12 protein-coding genes and 1 riboswitch are annotated in these 13,538 nt (G+C 33.4%); of the genes, 5 read left to right on the top strand and 7 right to left on the bottom strand.

Annotation, left to right across the window (positions count from 1 at the left end; all coding sequences use genetic code 11):
• Positions 1-2 precede the first annotated feature (2 nt).
• From HMPREF3134_RS00255 to HMPREF3134_RS00285, 7 genes are all read right to left on the bottom strand, one after another.
• A complete protein-coding gene (locus HMPREF3134_RS00255) occupies positions 3-1,154 on the bottom strand; it encodes an amidohydrolase (RefSeq protein WP_070440010.1) in 1,152 nt (383 codons plus the stop codon).
• 318 nt (positions 1,155-1,472) lie between these two features.
• Entirely contained in the window at positions 1,473-2,192 is a 720-nt protein-coding gene (gene dapD / locus HMPREF3134_RS00260) for a 2,3,4,5-tetrahydropyridine-2,6-dicarboxylate N-acetyltransferase (RefSeq protein ID WP_070440012.1), read from the bottom strand.
• Between the two features lie 39 nt (positions 2,193-2,231).
• The gene (gene dapB, locus HMPREF3134_RS00265) at positions 2,232-2,957 is read right to left on the bottom strand and encodes a 4-hydroxy-tetrahydrodipicolinate reductase (protein WP_037551407.1); all 726 of its coding nucleotides are present in this window, start codon (positions 2,955-2,957) and stop codon (positions 2,232-2,234) included.
• Positions 2,957-3,841 (bottom strand): 4-hydroxy-tetrahydrodipicolinate synthase, encoded by an 885-nt coding sequence (dapA, locus tag HMPREF3134_RS00270; RefSeq protein ID WP_070440014.1) that lies wholly within the window; start codon positions 3,839-3,841, stop codon positions 2,957-2,959. Before dapA ends, dapB begins: the two co-directional genes overlap by 1 nt.
• A 1-nt stretch (position 3,842) precedes the next feature.
• Positions 3,843-4,832 (bottom strand): aspartate-semialdehyde dehydrogenase, encoded by a 990-nt coding sequence (locus HMPREF3134_RS00275; RefSeq protein WP_070440016.1) that lies wholly within the window; start codon positions 4,830-4,832, stop codon positions 3,843-3,845.
• A 65-nt stretch (positions 4,833-4,897) separates the two neighbouring features.
• A complete protein-coding gene (locus HMPREF3134_RS00280; RefSeq protein WP_070440018.1) occupies positions 4,898-6,100 on the bottom strand; it encodes an aspartate kinase in 1,203 nt (400 codons plus the stop codon).
• Positions 6,101-6,181: 81 nt separating this feature from the next.
• A riboswitch (Lysine riboswitch) is annotated at positions 6,182-6,358 on the bottom strand.
• Between the two features lie 195 nt (positions 6,359-6,553).
• Positions 6,554-8,158, bottom strand: coding sequence for an ABC-F family ATP-binding cassette domain-containing protein (locus tag HMPREF3134_RS00285; RefSeq protein ID WP_070440020.1), 1,605 nt, complete (start codon positions 8,156-8,158; stop codon positions 6,554-6,556).
• 153 nt (positions 8,159-8,311) lie between these two features.
• Here HMPREF3134_RS00285 and cvfB point away from each other — a divergent pair, with 153 nt between their 5' ends.
• The 5 genes from cvfB to pstB all read left to right on the top strand — a co-directional run bounded on the left by cvfB (position 8,312) and on the right by pstB (position 13,533).
• Positions 8,312-9,211: an RNA-binding virulence regulatory protein CvfB gene (gene cvfB, locus HMPREF3134_RS00290; protein WP_070440022.1), complete on the top strand. Its 900-nt coding sequence runs from the start codon at positions 8,312-8,314 to the stop codon at positions 9,209-9,211.
• 351 nt (positions 9,212-9,562) lie between these two features.
• Positions 9,563-10,513, top strand: a complete 951-nt coding sequence (locus HMPREF3134_RS00295) for a PstS family phosphate ABC transporter substrate-binding protein (RefSeq protein ID WP_070440024.1) — start codon at positions 9,563-9,565, stop codon at positions 10,511-10,513.
• A gap of 185 nt (positions 10,514-10,698) precedes the next feature.
• Positions 10,699-11,625 (top strand): phosphate ABC transporter permease subunit PstC, encoded by a 927-nt coding sequence (gene pstC, locus HMPREF3134_RS00300; RefSeq protein ID WP_011275815.1) that lies wholly within the window; start codon positions 10,699-10,701, stop codon positions 11,623-11,625.
• Position 11,626: 1 nt separating this feature from the next.
• Entirely contained in the window at positions 11,627-12,547 is a 921-nt protein-coding gene (gene pstA, locus HMPREF3134_RS00305) for a phosphate ABC transporter permease PstA (RefSeq protein WP_053024705.1), read from the top strand.
• A gap of 110 nt (positions 12,548-12,657) precedes the next feature.
• Positions 12,658-13,533 (top strand): phosphate ABC transporter ATP-binding protein PstB, encoded by an 876-nt coding sequence (gene pstB / locus HMPREF3134_RS00310; protein ID WP_037551394.1) that lies wholly within the window; start codon positions 12,658-12,660, stop codon positions 13,531-13,533.
• The last annotated feature ends 5 nt before the right edge of the window (positions 13,534-13,538 follow it).

Below are 13,538 nucleotides of genomic sequence, written 5' to 3' on the forward strand. Positions count from 1 at the left end.
AATTACTCCTCTCCATAATGCATTAATAATTGTTCATAATAATTTGCTACATAGATTAATACTTTCTCATCAAAATTAAGATGAGACGTATGAAGTCCAGTCACATAACCTTTGTCTTCATTACGCGTACCAACGAATGCAAAGTAGGCAGGGGCTAACTGTTGACCATAGAAGCTAAAGTCTTCACCAAATAAAAATGGTAGGGGTTTATCTATAACTTCTAGATTTGCAGCATTAATTGCTTGTTCTACACTCGCACGCAATTTAGGACTGTTCATAGTAGGTGGGTAGCCTTCTTCAAATTTCACTTCACAATCCACATTAAATAATAAGCTTACACTCTCAGCAATTTTATGCATTTGTGTTTTTACTACATTTAAATCATTTGGATCATAAGTTCGAATCGTTCCTTCTAAATATCCATGGCTAGCTACAGTGTTAATAGCTTCTCCAGCTTCAAAATGACCCATATGAACAATATTTCGTTTTAAGCCATTAAGATGATACTGTTGTATTTGTCCTACTTGATTTAGAACGTGTAGAAGGGCTTCACCACAGGAATGACCTTGCTCTTTATCTGCAACATGACTTGATAATCCTTTTAAGAAGAAGCGATATTCAGTTGCACTTGCTGTAATTTCTTCATCACGGATAACAACTTGTCCTTCATCGGCAAATGGATTAACATGGATGCCAAAAACAGCTTCTATTGGATAGTTATTAAACGCACCTGCTTTAATTAGACGATTCGCTCCGCCACCAGTTTCTTCGGCAGGTTGGAAGATGAATACAACGTTGTGTGGAAGTGTTCCTTTATCGAACATTTCTTTGCAGCGTTTAACAAATAACATTAATGCCGTTGTATGTCCGTCGTGACCACATGCATGCATTACATTATCCGTTTGACTTCGATAATCGACATCATTTTCTTCAAAAATTGGTAACGCATCGATATCCGCACGAAATGCAATGGTATGATCACTATTACCGTTTAAGTATGCTATTGCACCAGTTTCAAGAGGGCGCTCATATGACACTCCTAATTCGTCTAAAAACTGTGTGATGTATTTTGTCGTCTCGAATTCATGTAAACTTAATTCTGGATGTTGATGTAAATGTCTTCTATGTTTAGTTACAAACTCTAATTCACTCATCATATCATTCCTTTATTAACTTAATTTGTCTTATTAATATTGTAACTTATTTCATCTTTTTATGTATGAGGTGATATTAATTTAAAATAGTCTTAATTTTGAAATAGAGTCGCATGGATTATTTGTCCACTGCTTGGGTCTATTGGTAAAAATTCTAAATAAATACGCTTTATTATGCCAAATCCACTCTTCATAAGAATAACTAAAACTGAGAAGGGCTCAGTTAAGCGCCTTCTCAGTTCAATAAGGCCATTGTGATTATGCAATACAGCTATAAAATAGTCTTTTGTTATTACCACTCATCAAATACTCATATCATTAGTCATTTAATTTTCTTAATGCTGAAACAATTTCACGTTTAGAGTCTTCTACTTCCGAAGTTTGTTTAATCACTTTAGCAGGGGTACCAGCTACGACTGCACCAGCTGGAACATCTTGAGTAACAATAGCACCTGCAGCGACAATCGCGCCTTCGCCAACATGAACACCTTCTAAAATGACTGCATTAGCACCAATTAATACATTATCATCTATGACTACTGGTGAAGCACTAGGAGGCTCAATTACGCCAGCTAGAACTGCGCCAGCACCTACATGCACATTCTTACCAGTTGTCGCACGACCGCCTAATGTAGCATTCATATCAATCATAGTTCCTTCACCAACTACAGCACCAATGTTGATTGTTGCGCCCATCATAACGACAGCACCGTCTTCAATAATAGCTTGTTCACGTATAAATGCACCTGGTTCAATACGCGCATTTGTGTTTGTTAAGTCTTTAAGTGGAATTGCTGAATTACGACGATCCATTTCAATTTCTAACTCAGTAATTGTATTTTGATTTGATTCATAGAATGGTTTCCAATCATCGGCTTCACAAAAGATTACTTTAGAATTGTCGGAACCAAATACTTTAAAAGAATCAGGGAAGGTAACACCATCAAAATTACCATTAACATATACTTTTAATGGTGTAGATTTTTTGGCGTCACTAATATATTGAATAATTTCCTCAGCTGATAAATGTTGTACCATAATTTAAGTCTCTCCTTAATATTTTCTAGATTTTATATCTTATAAGTTGTCAAACGTGTAATAACCGCTAGATTGGTTTATTAATTTTTCAGCAGCAGTGATTGCTCCATTTGCAAAAATATCTTTAGACTGTGCTTTATGTGAGATTGTAATGGTTTCATCTGTTCCTGCAAATAATACATCATGTTCACCTACAATAGTCCCACCACGAATAGAGTGAATGCCAACTTCATCTTTAGTGCGTTGTTCTGTATGTTCATGTCGATCATAAACTGGTGTGATATTTTGGCGTAAGTCTTTAATAACATCATATATTTTTACTAATGTACCACTAGGAGCATCTACTTTTTTATTATGATGTGCTTCAGTCAACTCGATATCATAATCTTGAAGAAGTGGTACAGCTGCTTCTAATATTTTAGTTAAAGCATGTACACCATAACTCATATTTGCACTAAAGAATATGGGCATGTTATGGCTTAATTCATTTAACTTTTCAACTAATTTTTCCTTTTCACCTGTAGTAGCTATAACTAAAGGTAATTGAAACTCTTCTTCAAGAAGTGGTAACAATAGATTAGGATTTGAAAAATCAATCGCTACATCCGCTTCATTTTGTGCATCAGCAATGTGATCATAGTGTGTATATGGTGTTGTCTCATTTTTTTGAGGTTCAATAACACCTATAATTTCATGACCTTTTTCCTCTGCTAAGCGAGCTACTCTTTGATTCATTGCACCGTAACCAATAAGTAAAATTTTCATTAAAGTTCACCTGCTTTAAACTGTTCAAATGCATTGATTAAGACTTTGGCATCTGCATCTTCTAACGGAAGAAGTGGTAAACGCAATTCATAATTACCAAAACCTAAATGACTTGTTAACGCTTTAATTGGAATAGGATTAACATCTACAGAAAGGGCATCTAATAATTTACTAATTGGTTCGAAATCGTTTGAAATATCTTGTCCACTTTGTTTAGCATCATATAAAGCTTGGAATTCTTTAGGAATTGCATTTGCAATAACTGAGATAACACCATTGCCACCTCTTTGATAAAATTCGACAACATTATCATCATTACCACTATATAAAGCGAATTCTTCTTGATTGATACGACTTTTAACGTCTTCATAATATTCAAAGTCATTTGTGGCATCTTTGATTGCAACAATATATTGGTTATGACTTAATGTTTCAACTGTCTCTGGTTCAATTGTCATATTTGTACGAGAAGGTACATTATATAGTACAACTGGCAATTCAACTTCATTCGCAATCGTTTCGAAGTGTTTAACTAAGCCACGTTGATTTGTTTTATTGTAGTAGGGGGTAATTAACATAATTGCATCTGCACCAAGTGCTTTAGCGCGTTGAGATGCTTGAATTGATTTGGCAGTATTATTCGTACCTGTACCTGCAATAATAGTCACACGATGATTAACTTGCTTTATAACTGACTCCAATACTTGTTCTTTTTCTTCTTCAGTTAAAGTAGGGCTCTCAGCTGTAGTTCCATTAACAATAATTGCTTTTACACCATTGTTTAATAGGAAATCTACATGTCTCTCTAATGCATTATAATCAACTTCATTATTTGTGAATGGGGTAGCAAGTGCTACTCCCACACCTTCGAATAAATGTGGCATATTATCTAGCTCCTTTTAAATTGATTACTTGCTCTAATACTTGTACTGCATTCAATGCTGCACCTTTCAATAAATTGTCAGATGTGCACCAAACGTGGAATGTATTATCTAATGAGTCATCTCTACGGATACGGCCTACAAATACTTCATCTCTACCAGTAGAGTTAAGTGCCTGAGGATATTCATTTTTTTCAGGATTATCAACTAATACAACACGTTCGTCTTTATCAAATAAATCTTTAATTTCCTGTACAGTTGCTTCCTTATCTAAAGTAACGTCAATTTCAACACTATGACTATCTTGTACTGGAACACGTGCACATGTTGCAGTTACTTTTAATTCAGGCTCATGTAAAATCTTGCGTGTTTCATCAATCATTTTTTGTTCTTCTTTTGTATATCCATCCTCTAAGAATACATCAATATGTGGTAATACATTATTATAAATAGGGTGAGGATACGCTTCTGGTTCTTTACCATTTGCACCTTCAGCTAAATCTCTTTTACCTTTAATACCTGAACCTGAAACAGCTTGATAAGTTGTATATGCAACACGTTTTAAACCAAATTGATCTTGTAATATTTTTAATGGTACTACTGATTGAATTGTAGAACAGTTAGGGTTAGCAATAATGCCGCGCTTAAATTCAGGTTGATTTACTTCAGGTACAATTAAGTCAATATCTTCAGTCATGCGCCATTGACTAGAGTTATCGATGACAATTGCACCTGCCTTTTCAAAGATTGGGGCGAATTGTGCACTTGTGCCACCACCGGCACTCATTAGAACATAGTCAAATTTTTCACTTGCTGCTTCTTCTGTTAATTCTTGTACAACATACGTTTGGCCTTGAAATTGAACTTCTTTTCCTGCTGATCTAGCTGATGAGAATAATACTAACTCATCGAACTTGATGTTTTTGCGATCAATTGTTTCTAACATTTTTGTTCCAACTAAACCTGTTGCTCCGACTACTGCTAATCTTGTCATAAAAGTCACTCCAATATCATTTGTTTGAATTTTAAAAAAATTATTTATAAGTAGCATGTTGATATTTAAATATCAAATGCATTGTATAATACTTCAACCGCTTTTTCCCCATTATCAGCATCTATCACATAAGAAATACTAATTTCAGATGTTGTAGTTTGATAGAATGGGATATTTGCATTAATTAAAGTAATGAAAGCCTTTGATGCAACGCCCGATATATCTCTCATACCCGAACCAATAAGCGAAATTTTAACGTATTCTTCATTAATTTTATAATCCAATGCGTTAAATGAAGAAGAAAGGTTACTCAAAATAGTTGAAATTTGTTGTACATCACTATCTTTAATAGAGAATGATAGCTGCAATCCTTCAACGTTAACTATTTGGGATATCATATCCACATTTACTGAACCTTCTTCTAATGCTGTGAACAATTGCGTTAAAAGACGATTATCAGGTAGGGGATAACTAATTGTAACGTGCATCATATGCTTATCTAATGCTACACCTGTTACAGCTTTTTTCTCTAATAAGTCTGTTCTTGACATAATCCAAGTTCCTTTCTCATTTGATAAAGTTCTACCGAGATACAATGGGATATCATAGTTCTTAGCAAGTTCTACGCTTCGAGTTTCAAGAACGCCTGCACCTAATGCACTCATTTCCATCATTTCTTCATAAGAAACATAATCTAAACGTTTTGCCTTACTTAATATTCGAGGGTCAGTGGCATAAACGCCATCAACGTCAGTATATATTTCACATGGAATTTGATTACTTGCAGCAATTGCAACTGCCGTTGTATCTGATCCTCCACGTCCTAACGTTGTAAGTTCAAATGCATCATTAATACCTTGGAAACCAGCAACGACTAACACATCTTTGTCGGTGAATGCTTTATCAAATGTTTCTGGATTGATTTCAGCAATTCTGCTTTTTAAATGATGGCCAATCGTTTTAATACCTGCTTGATAACCAGTCATTGCTCTAGCATTAACACCGATATCATTTAACACCATGGATAAATATGATACCGTCTGTTGTTCACCGGTCGTTAAAAGTAGGGCGAGTTCCTCATCTTTAGGTGTAGCAGTAAGATTTGATACATTATCCATTAATTGATCTGTTGTTTTACCCATAGCACTAACAACTACAATTAATTGTTCACCGTCATCCACACGGTTCTTAAGCATTTCTGCAATATTTTTTATCTTTATAAAATCAGCGACGGATGAACCACCGAACTTCAAAACACTTCGCTTCAAAACTTTACCTCCTAAAATATAGGGAGGCACACGCTATAAAAAAGAACAAGTTCGGAAGTGCGAACTTGTTCGTGATTTATATACAAGTGATGCACTCCATTATTAAATAATAATGACAAACTTTCAGCTCTTAACCACAAAGTCCAACAAATCATAGCTGCGATTATGATTCATTTCGGCATCGCACCCTTTCTATATTAGCTGTTGCAGACAGATTATCTAATATATACTGATGATTGATGCGCCTCATCAATTTCTTATTCAATTGCTATGTTTTATATTATACATATGGCAATTGTGTCTGTAAACCGATAATTGTGATTTTTTGAAATAGACTGAAAAATCAGAAAGTACTTTTACCATATGTAAGTAAAGGTTTATGAAATGGGTAATAAGATAGTAAAATACGCACTCCCCAATTTAGTAATAGGGAAGTGCGTATGTATTTATAGATTATTTTTGTAATACGCCAATCTCTTGTAAATATTCTTCATAAGGAACTTCTTTAGATAAACCACCTGATTGATTTAGATCAATCACACGATTTGCAATAGTATTGATAAATTCAAAGTCATAAGATGTAAAGATGATTGATCCTTTGAAAGAAGCTAATCCATCATTTACTGCTGTAATACTTTCTAAGTCAAGATGGTTAGTAGGTTCGTCTAATAGTAAAACATTGGCACTTGATAGCATCATTTTACTTAACATACAGCGAACTTTTTCACCACCAGAAAGTACACTAGCTTTCTTTTTAACTTCTTCACCACTAAATAACATTCGTCCTAAGAAACCACGTAAGAAAGTTTCTGTTTGTTCATCTTCAGGTGCATATTGACGTAACCAATCTACTAAATTCATGTCTACGCCTTCAAAGAACTCTGAGTTATCTTTAGGGAAGTAACTTAATGAAGTCGTTACACCCCATTTAAATGTACCTTCATCAGGCTCCATTTCACCAGATAAAATTTTCAATAATGTAGTTTTTGCAATTTCACTATCTCCAATCAAAATTGCTTTATCATTAGGATTCATAGTGAATGAAATGTTATCAAGTACTTTTTCACCATCAATTGTTTTAGAAAGTCCTTGAACAGTCAATAAATCATTACCGATTTCACGTTCTGGTGTGAATTTAACATATGGATAACGTCTTGAAGATGGTTGTATATCATCTAATTCAATTTTTTCTAATTGTTTCTTACGACTTGTTGCCTGTTTAGATTTAGAGGCATTAGCTGAGAAACGTGCAATAAAGTCTTGTAACTCTTTAATTTTTTCTTCTTTTTTCTTATTTTGTTCTTGAGCCATTTTTTGAGCTAATTGACTAGATTGATACCAGAAATCATAGTTACCTACATATAATTTAATCTTACCGAAATCTAAATCAGCAATATGTGTACATACATTGTTTAAAAAGTGACGGTCATGAGATACCACGATGACAGTATTATCGAAGTTAATTAAGAAATCCTCTAACCAACTAATGGCAGGAATATCTAAACCATTGGTAGGCTCATCGAGTAAAAGTACATCAGGCTCACCAAATAAACTTTGAGCTAATAAGACTTTCACTTTTTGATTATTTTCCAATTCTGACATTTGCTTATCATGTAAATCAGCAGATATGCCTAAACCTGAGAGTAAAGAAGCAGCGTCAGCCTCTGCGTTCCAACCATTCATTTCGGCGAATTCACCTTCTAGTTCAGCGGCACGTATACCATCCTCATCACTGAAATCAGGTTTCATATAAATTTCATCTTTTTCTTTCATGACTTCATATAAGCGTTCGTGTCCTTTGATAACAACATCTAATACTCGTTCTTCTTCATAGGCGAAGTGATCTTGTTTCAAAACAGCTAAACGTTCATCTTTACCCATTGAAACATGTCCTGTTTGAGAATCAATTTCTCCTGATAAAATTTTTAAAAACGTTGATTTACCAGCACCATTAGCCCCGATAAGCCCATAACAATTTCCTTCAGTAAACTTAATATTTACATCTTCAAATAGTTTACGATCGCCAAAACGTAAACTTACATCAGTTACTTGTAGCATGCTTTTACTCCTTTATTTATCGTTTATCTAACGGAAAAATTATATCATATTCTTTATATAGTTTCGACCTAATGCAAATCTAAACACGTGAATGATAGTTTTTAGTATGCATGTTATAATAATGAAGAATACAAACCCTCGAAGGAGAATATTATGGCATTAGATAAAGATATTGTTGGTTCAATTGAATTTTTAGAAGTCATTGGCTTAGAAGGTTCTACATACCTTTTAAAAGGTCCTAATGGTGAACAAGTAAAATTAAATCAATCAGAAATCAATGATGAAGATGAATTAGAAACAGGTGAAGAATATAGTTTCTTCATATATCCAAATCGCTCAGGCGAATTATTTGCTACTCAAAACATGCCTGACATTACAAAAGATAAATATGATTTTGCAAAAGTGTTAAAAACAGACCGAGATGGTGCACGTGTAGATGTAGGTTTACCAAGAGAAGTGCTAATCCCATGGGAAGATTTACCAAAAGTAAAATCACTATGGCCACAAACTGGAGATTATGTATTAGTAACATTACGTATAGATAGAGAAAATCAAATGTTTGCTCGTCTTGCTAGTGAAACAATTGTAGAAAAAATGTTTACACCTGTATATGATGATGAAAAACAGAATGAACTGATTAAAGCTAGACCATATCGACTATTAAGAATTGGTAGTTTCTTATTATCGAAGGAAGGCCATAAAATCTTTGTGCATGAATCAGAGCGTAAAGAAGAACCCCGATTAGGTGAAGAAGTAGAAGTACGTGTTATTGGTCATAATGACAAAGGGGAACTCAATGGTTCATTTTTACCTTTAGCTCATGAACGTCTTGATGATGATGGTCAAGTAATATTTGATTTATTAGTAGAATATGAAGGTGAATTACCTTTTTGGGATAAATCAAGCCCAGAAGCAATTAAAGAGGTGTTCAATATGAGTAAAGGCTCTTTTAAACGCGCAATAGGTCATTTATACAAACATAAAATTATTAATATTGAAACAGGCAAGATCTCTTTAACCAAAAAGGGTTGGAGTCGAGTAGAAGATAAATAATCATAAATATAAACATTTTCCTTCTATTTAAATAGTTGTTTTAATAGTACAAAATAATAACGTTAAAAATTAAATAATATTAAGTCATATTACTTATTCAAAGTAAAATACAACACTAACAATATATTTTACGCTTTCAGTCACCTTTACGGGAGTGATACAGCATTTCATTATGAATTCTGTATCACTCCCGTCTTTTTTATAGATAATTTTTATGGAAAATATTGATTTTTCTGCAATCTTAACAAAACCTTTACATTAAAACTATTTTATATTAATAAAAGGTATGTATCATAAGCATTGTAAGAAATACATATAACATTTTGGGTTATCTATTAGGAGGATATTTTAATGAAAAAATGGCAATTAGTTGGTACAACTGTTTTAGGCGCTTCAGTATTATTAGGCGCATGTGGCGGTGGAGATAGCAGTGGAAGTGGTTCTGGAGATGGCAAAGACCTTAAAGGTGAAGCAAAAGGTGAAGGTTCATCAACAGTAGCTCCTATCGTTGAGAAATTAAACGAAAAATGGGCTAAAGATCATCCAAACGCTACTATTTCATCTGGTCAAGCAGGTACTGGTGCTGGTTTTGAAAAATTCATCGCTGGCGAAACTGATTTCTCACAAGCTTCTAGACCTATTAAAGATGAAGAAAAACAAAAATTAGCAGACAAAGACATTAAATATAAAGAATTAAAAATTGCACAAGATGGTGTAACTGTTGCAGTTAACAAAGACAACGACTTTGTTAAAGAATTATCTAAAGATCAATTGAAAAAAATCTACAACGGCGAAGCTAAAACTTGGAAAGATGTAAACTCTAGCTGGCCTGACAAAAAAATCAAAGCTTTCTCTCCAAACTCAAGTCACGGTACTTATGATTTCTTTGAAGAAGAAGTAATGAATAAAGAAGATATCAAAGCAGAGAAAAACGGAGACACTAACGTAATTGTTCAATCAGTAGAGAAAAACAAAGAGGGTATCGGTTACTTCGGTTATAACTTCTACGAACAAAACAAAGATAAATTAAAAGAAGTTAAAATCAAAGACGATAAAGGTAAAACAACTGAACCAACTAAGAAAACAATCAAAGACGGTTCATATGCTTTAAGTAGACCATTATTCTTATATGTTAAAGAAAAATCATTAAAAGATAATGATGTTATGAAAGAATTCATCAAATTCACATTAGAAGACAAAGGTAAATCTGCAGAAGATGCTGGTTATGTAGCTTCTCCAGAAAAAACTTACAAAGATGAACTTAAAGAATTAAAAAAATACGATAAAAAATCAGATAAATAATAATCATTATTAATATCAAAGGGCTGGGAATTATTCAAGGGGTATTACAAGGTAGCAACTCTGCTACCTTGTTCTCGAATATATGGGTGATTGTTAAAATGTTTTAGGTTAATTTGAACTCATTGTTTACCTGATAATTTCTAGCGCTTTTTTAAATTTATTGGGAGAAAAAGAGAGGGTTATATATGGCATCGGAAACTAATGTTAGAGACTTGATAGCTAAAAATAACGCTAAAAAGGGCGGTTTCAGTGATAAAATCGTACCTATTATTTTAGGAATTATAGCTGCAATCTCAATTTTAACTACAATTGGTATTCTTTTCACTTTGATAACTGAGACAATAACATTCTTCACACGCGTATCTATTGTAGAATTTTTATTCACTAAAGACTGGAACCCAACTGGTTCTGATCCTAAATATGGTATTTGGGCTTTAGTTATTGGTACGTTGAAAATTACAGTAATTGCAACTATCGTCGCAGTTCCAATTGGATTAGGTGCTGCAATTTACTTAAGTGAATACGCAAGTGACAAAGCAAGACGTATTATTAAACCAATTCTTGAAATTTTAGCAGGTATTCCAACAATTGTATTTGGTTTCTTTGCTTTAACTTTTGTAACACCTGTATTAAGAACAATAATTCCAGCACTTGATAGTTTCAACTCTGTCAGTCCAGGAATTGTAGTAGGTATCATGATTGTTCCAGTAATTACAAGTATGAGTGAAGATGCAATGGCATCTGTTCCAAACAAAATTCGTGAGGGTGCTTATGGTTTAGGTTCAACAAAATTTGAAGTTGCTACTAAAGTAGTATTACCAGCCGCAGCTTCAGGTGTTGTAGCTTCAATCGTATTAGGTATTTCAAGAGCGATCGGTGAAACTATGATTGTTTCATTAGCTGCAGGTAGTTCACCAACAGCTTCATTAAACTTAACGAATTCAATTCAAACTATGACTGGTTATATTGTTGAAGTTGCAACTGGAGATGCTACATTCGGTTCTGATATGTACTACAGTATTTATGCAGTAGGTTTCACATTATTTATTTTCACATTGATAATGAACTTAATTTCTTATTGGATTTCGAAACGCTTCAGAGAGGAGTATTAATATGACAGCTACTACAAATCCTAAAGCTAAAACACTAATTGACCAAAATAAAGTAGAAAAAAATATCTCAAGTCGTGATAAAACAAATAAATTAAATAAATGGTTATTCTTTACATGTATTGTAATAGCTTTATTAGTACTTGCAGCATTATTGATACAAACATTTGTTAAAGGTGTTGGCTATCTTACACCAGATTTCTTTACAAATTTCTCTTCTTCTACACCTTCACAAGCAGGTATTAAAGGTGCGTTAGCAGGGACAATTTGGTTAATGATAAGTATTATTCCAATCTCTATCGTTCTTGGTGTAGGTACAGCGATTTATTTAGAAGAATACGCTAAAGACAATTTCTTTACTAGTTTCGTTAAAATTAGTATTTCTAACTTAGCTGGTGTACCTTCTATCGTATTCGGTTTACTTGGATTAACATTATTCGTTCGTGGTGGCGGTATTCAAGCATTAGCATTAGGAAATAGCGTTATTGCTGCCGCTTTAACAATGTCATTGTTAATTCTACCGATTATTATCGTATCAAGTCAGGAGGCAATCAGAGCAGTTCCTAATTCTGTTCGCGAAGCTTCTTATGGCTTAGGTGCAAATAAATGGCAAACTATTCGTCGTGTCGTATTACCGGCTGCTTTACCTGGTATTTTGACTGGATTCATCTTATCACTATCACGCGCATTAGGAGAAACAGCACCATTAATCTTAATTGGTATACCAACTATTCTATTAGCAACACCAACAAGCATTATGTCTATGTTCACAGCATTACCAACTCAAATTTACACTTGGGCTAAAATGCCTCAAGCTGAATTCCAAAATGTTGCATCAGCAGCAATTATTATATTACTTGTAATCTTATTACTAATGAACGCAGTAGCCATTTTCTTACGTAACAAGTTCTCTAGAAAATATTAATCCAATCAAATACAACATAATTTAGGGAGTGAAGGTTGAATCGATAATATCATGTTTTTAATAGAGCATAACTATCGTTTCAATCTTACAGATATAAAGGAGTTTTAATTATGGCAAATACAAATGTTAAAGATAAAGAGTTAGCAAAACATACTGATCAATCTCAAGAATCAATTTCAACAGTAGTTTCATCTAATGAAGTTAAACACAATAAAGAATCAGATAGCAATAAAAAAGTAGTTTATTCAACACAAAACTTAGATTTATGGTACGGAGATACACATGCGCTACAAAACATTAATTTAGATATTTTAGAAAATAATGTAACTGCTATTATTGGACCATCTGGTTGTGGTAAATCAACTTATATTAAAACATTAAATCGTATGGTAGAATTAGTACCTTCAGTAAAAACTGCTGGTAAAATTCTATACCGTGACCAAAATATTTTTGATGAAAACTATTCTAAAGAAAAATTAAGAACAAATGTAGGTATGGTATTCCAACAACCAAACCCATTCCCAAAATCAATTTACGATAATATCACTTATGGTCCTAAAACTCACGGTATTAAAGATAAAAAATTATTAGATGAAATCGTAGAAAAATCATTACGTGGCGCGGCAATTTGGGATGAATTAAAAGATAGATTACACACAAACGCTTACGGTTTATCTGGTGGGCAACAACAACGTGTTTGTATTGCTAGATGTTTAGCTATTGAACCAGATGTTATTTTAATGGACGAGCCTACATCAGCTTTAGACCCAATCTCTACATTAAGAGTTGAAGAACTTGTTCAAGAATTAAAAGAAAATTACTCTATTATTATGGTTACACACAACATGCAACAAGCTGCACGTGTATCTGATAAAACAGCATTCTTCCTTAATGGTTATGTTAACGAATACGACGACACTGATAAAATCTTCTCTAATCCTTCTGATAAACAAACAGAAGACTACATCTCAGGACGTTTTGGTTAATATTC

This window comes from Staphylococcus sp. HMSC14D10 (genome assembly GCF_001808125.1).
GTDB classification, from domain to species: Bacteria; Bacillota; Bacilli; order Staphylococcales; family Staphylococcaceae; genus Staphylococcus; species Staphylococcus haemolyticus.

What these genes read in the sequence shown, in the direction of transcription:
- HMPREF3134_RS00255 (WP_070440010.1), bottom strand. Translation starts at nt 1,154, where the DNA reads ATGAGTGAATTAGAGTTTGTAACTAAACATAGAAGACATTTACATCAA.
- dapD (WP_070440012.1), bottom strand. Translation starts at nt 2,192, where the DNA reads ATGGTACAACATTTATCAGCTGAGGAAATTATTCAATATATTAGTGAC.
- dapB (WP_037551407.1), bottom strand. Translation starts at nt 2,957, where the DNA reads ATGAAAATTTTACTTATTGGTTACGGTGCAATGAATCAAAGAGTAGCT.
- dapA (WP_070440014.1), bottom strand. Translation starts at nt 3,841, where the DNA reads ATGCCACATTTATTCGAAGGTGTGGGAGTAGCACTTGCTACCCCATTC.
- HMPREF3134_RS00275 (WP_070440016.1), bottom strand. Translation starts at nt 4,832, where the DNA reads ATGACAAGATTAGCAGTAGTCGGAGCAACAGGTTTAGTTGGAACAAAA.
- HMPREF3134_RS00285 (WP_070440020.1), bottom strand. Translation starts at nt 8,158, where the DNA reads ATGCTACAAGTAACTGATGTAAGTTTACGTTTTGGCGATCGTAAACTA.
- cvfB (WP_070440022.1), top strand. Translation starts at nt 8,312, where the DNA reads ATGGCATTAGATAAAGATATTGTTGGTTCAATTGAATTTTTAGAAGTC.
- HMPREF3134_RS00295 (WP_070440024.1), top strand. Translation starts at nt 9,563, where the DNA reads ATGAAAAAATGGCAATTAGTTGGTACAACTGTTTTAGGCGCTTCAGTA.
- pstC (WP_011275815.1), top strand. Translation starts at nt 10,699, where the DNA reads ATGGCATCGGAAACTAATGTTAGAGACTTGATAGCTAAAAATAACGCT.
- pstA (WP_053024705.1), top strand. Translation starts at nt 11,627, where the DNA reads ATGACAGCTACTACAAATCCTAAAGCTAAAACACTAATTGACCAAAAT.
- pstB (WP_037551394.1), top strand. Translation starts at nt 12,658, where the DNA reads ATGGCAAATACAAATGTTAAAGATAAAGAGTTAGCAAAACATACTGAT.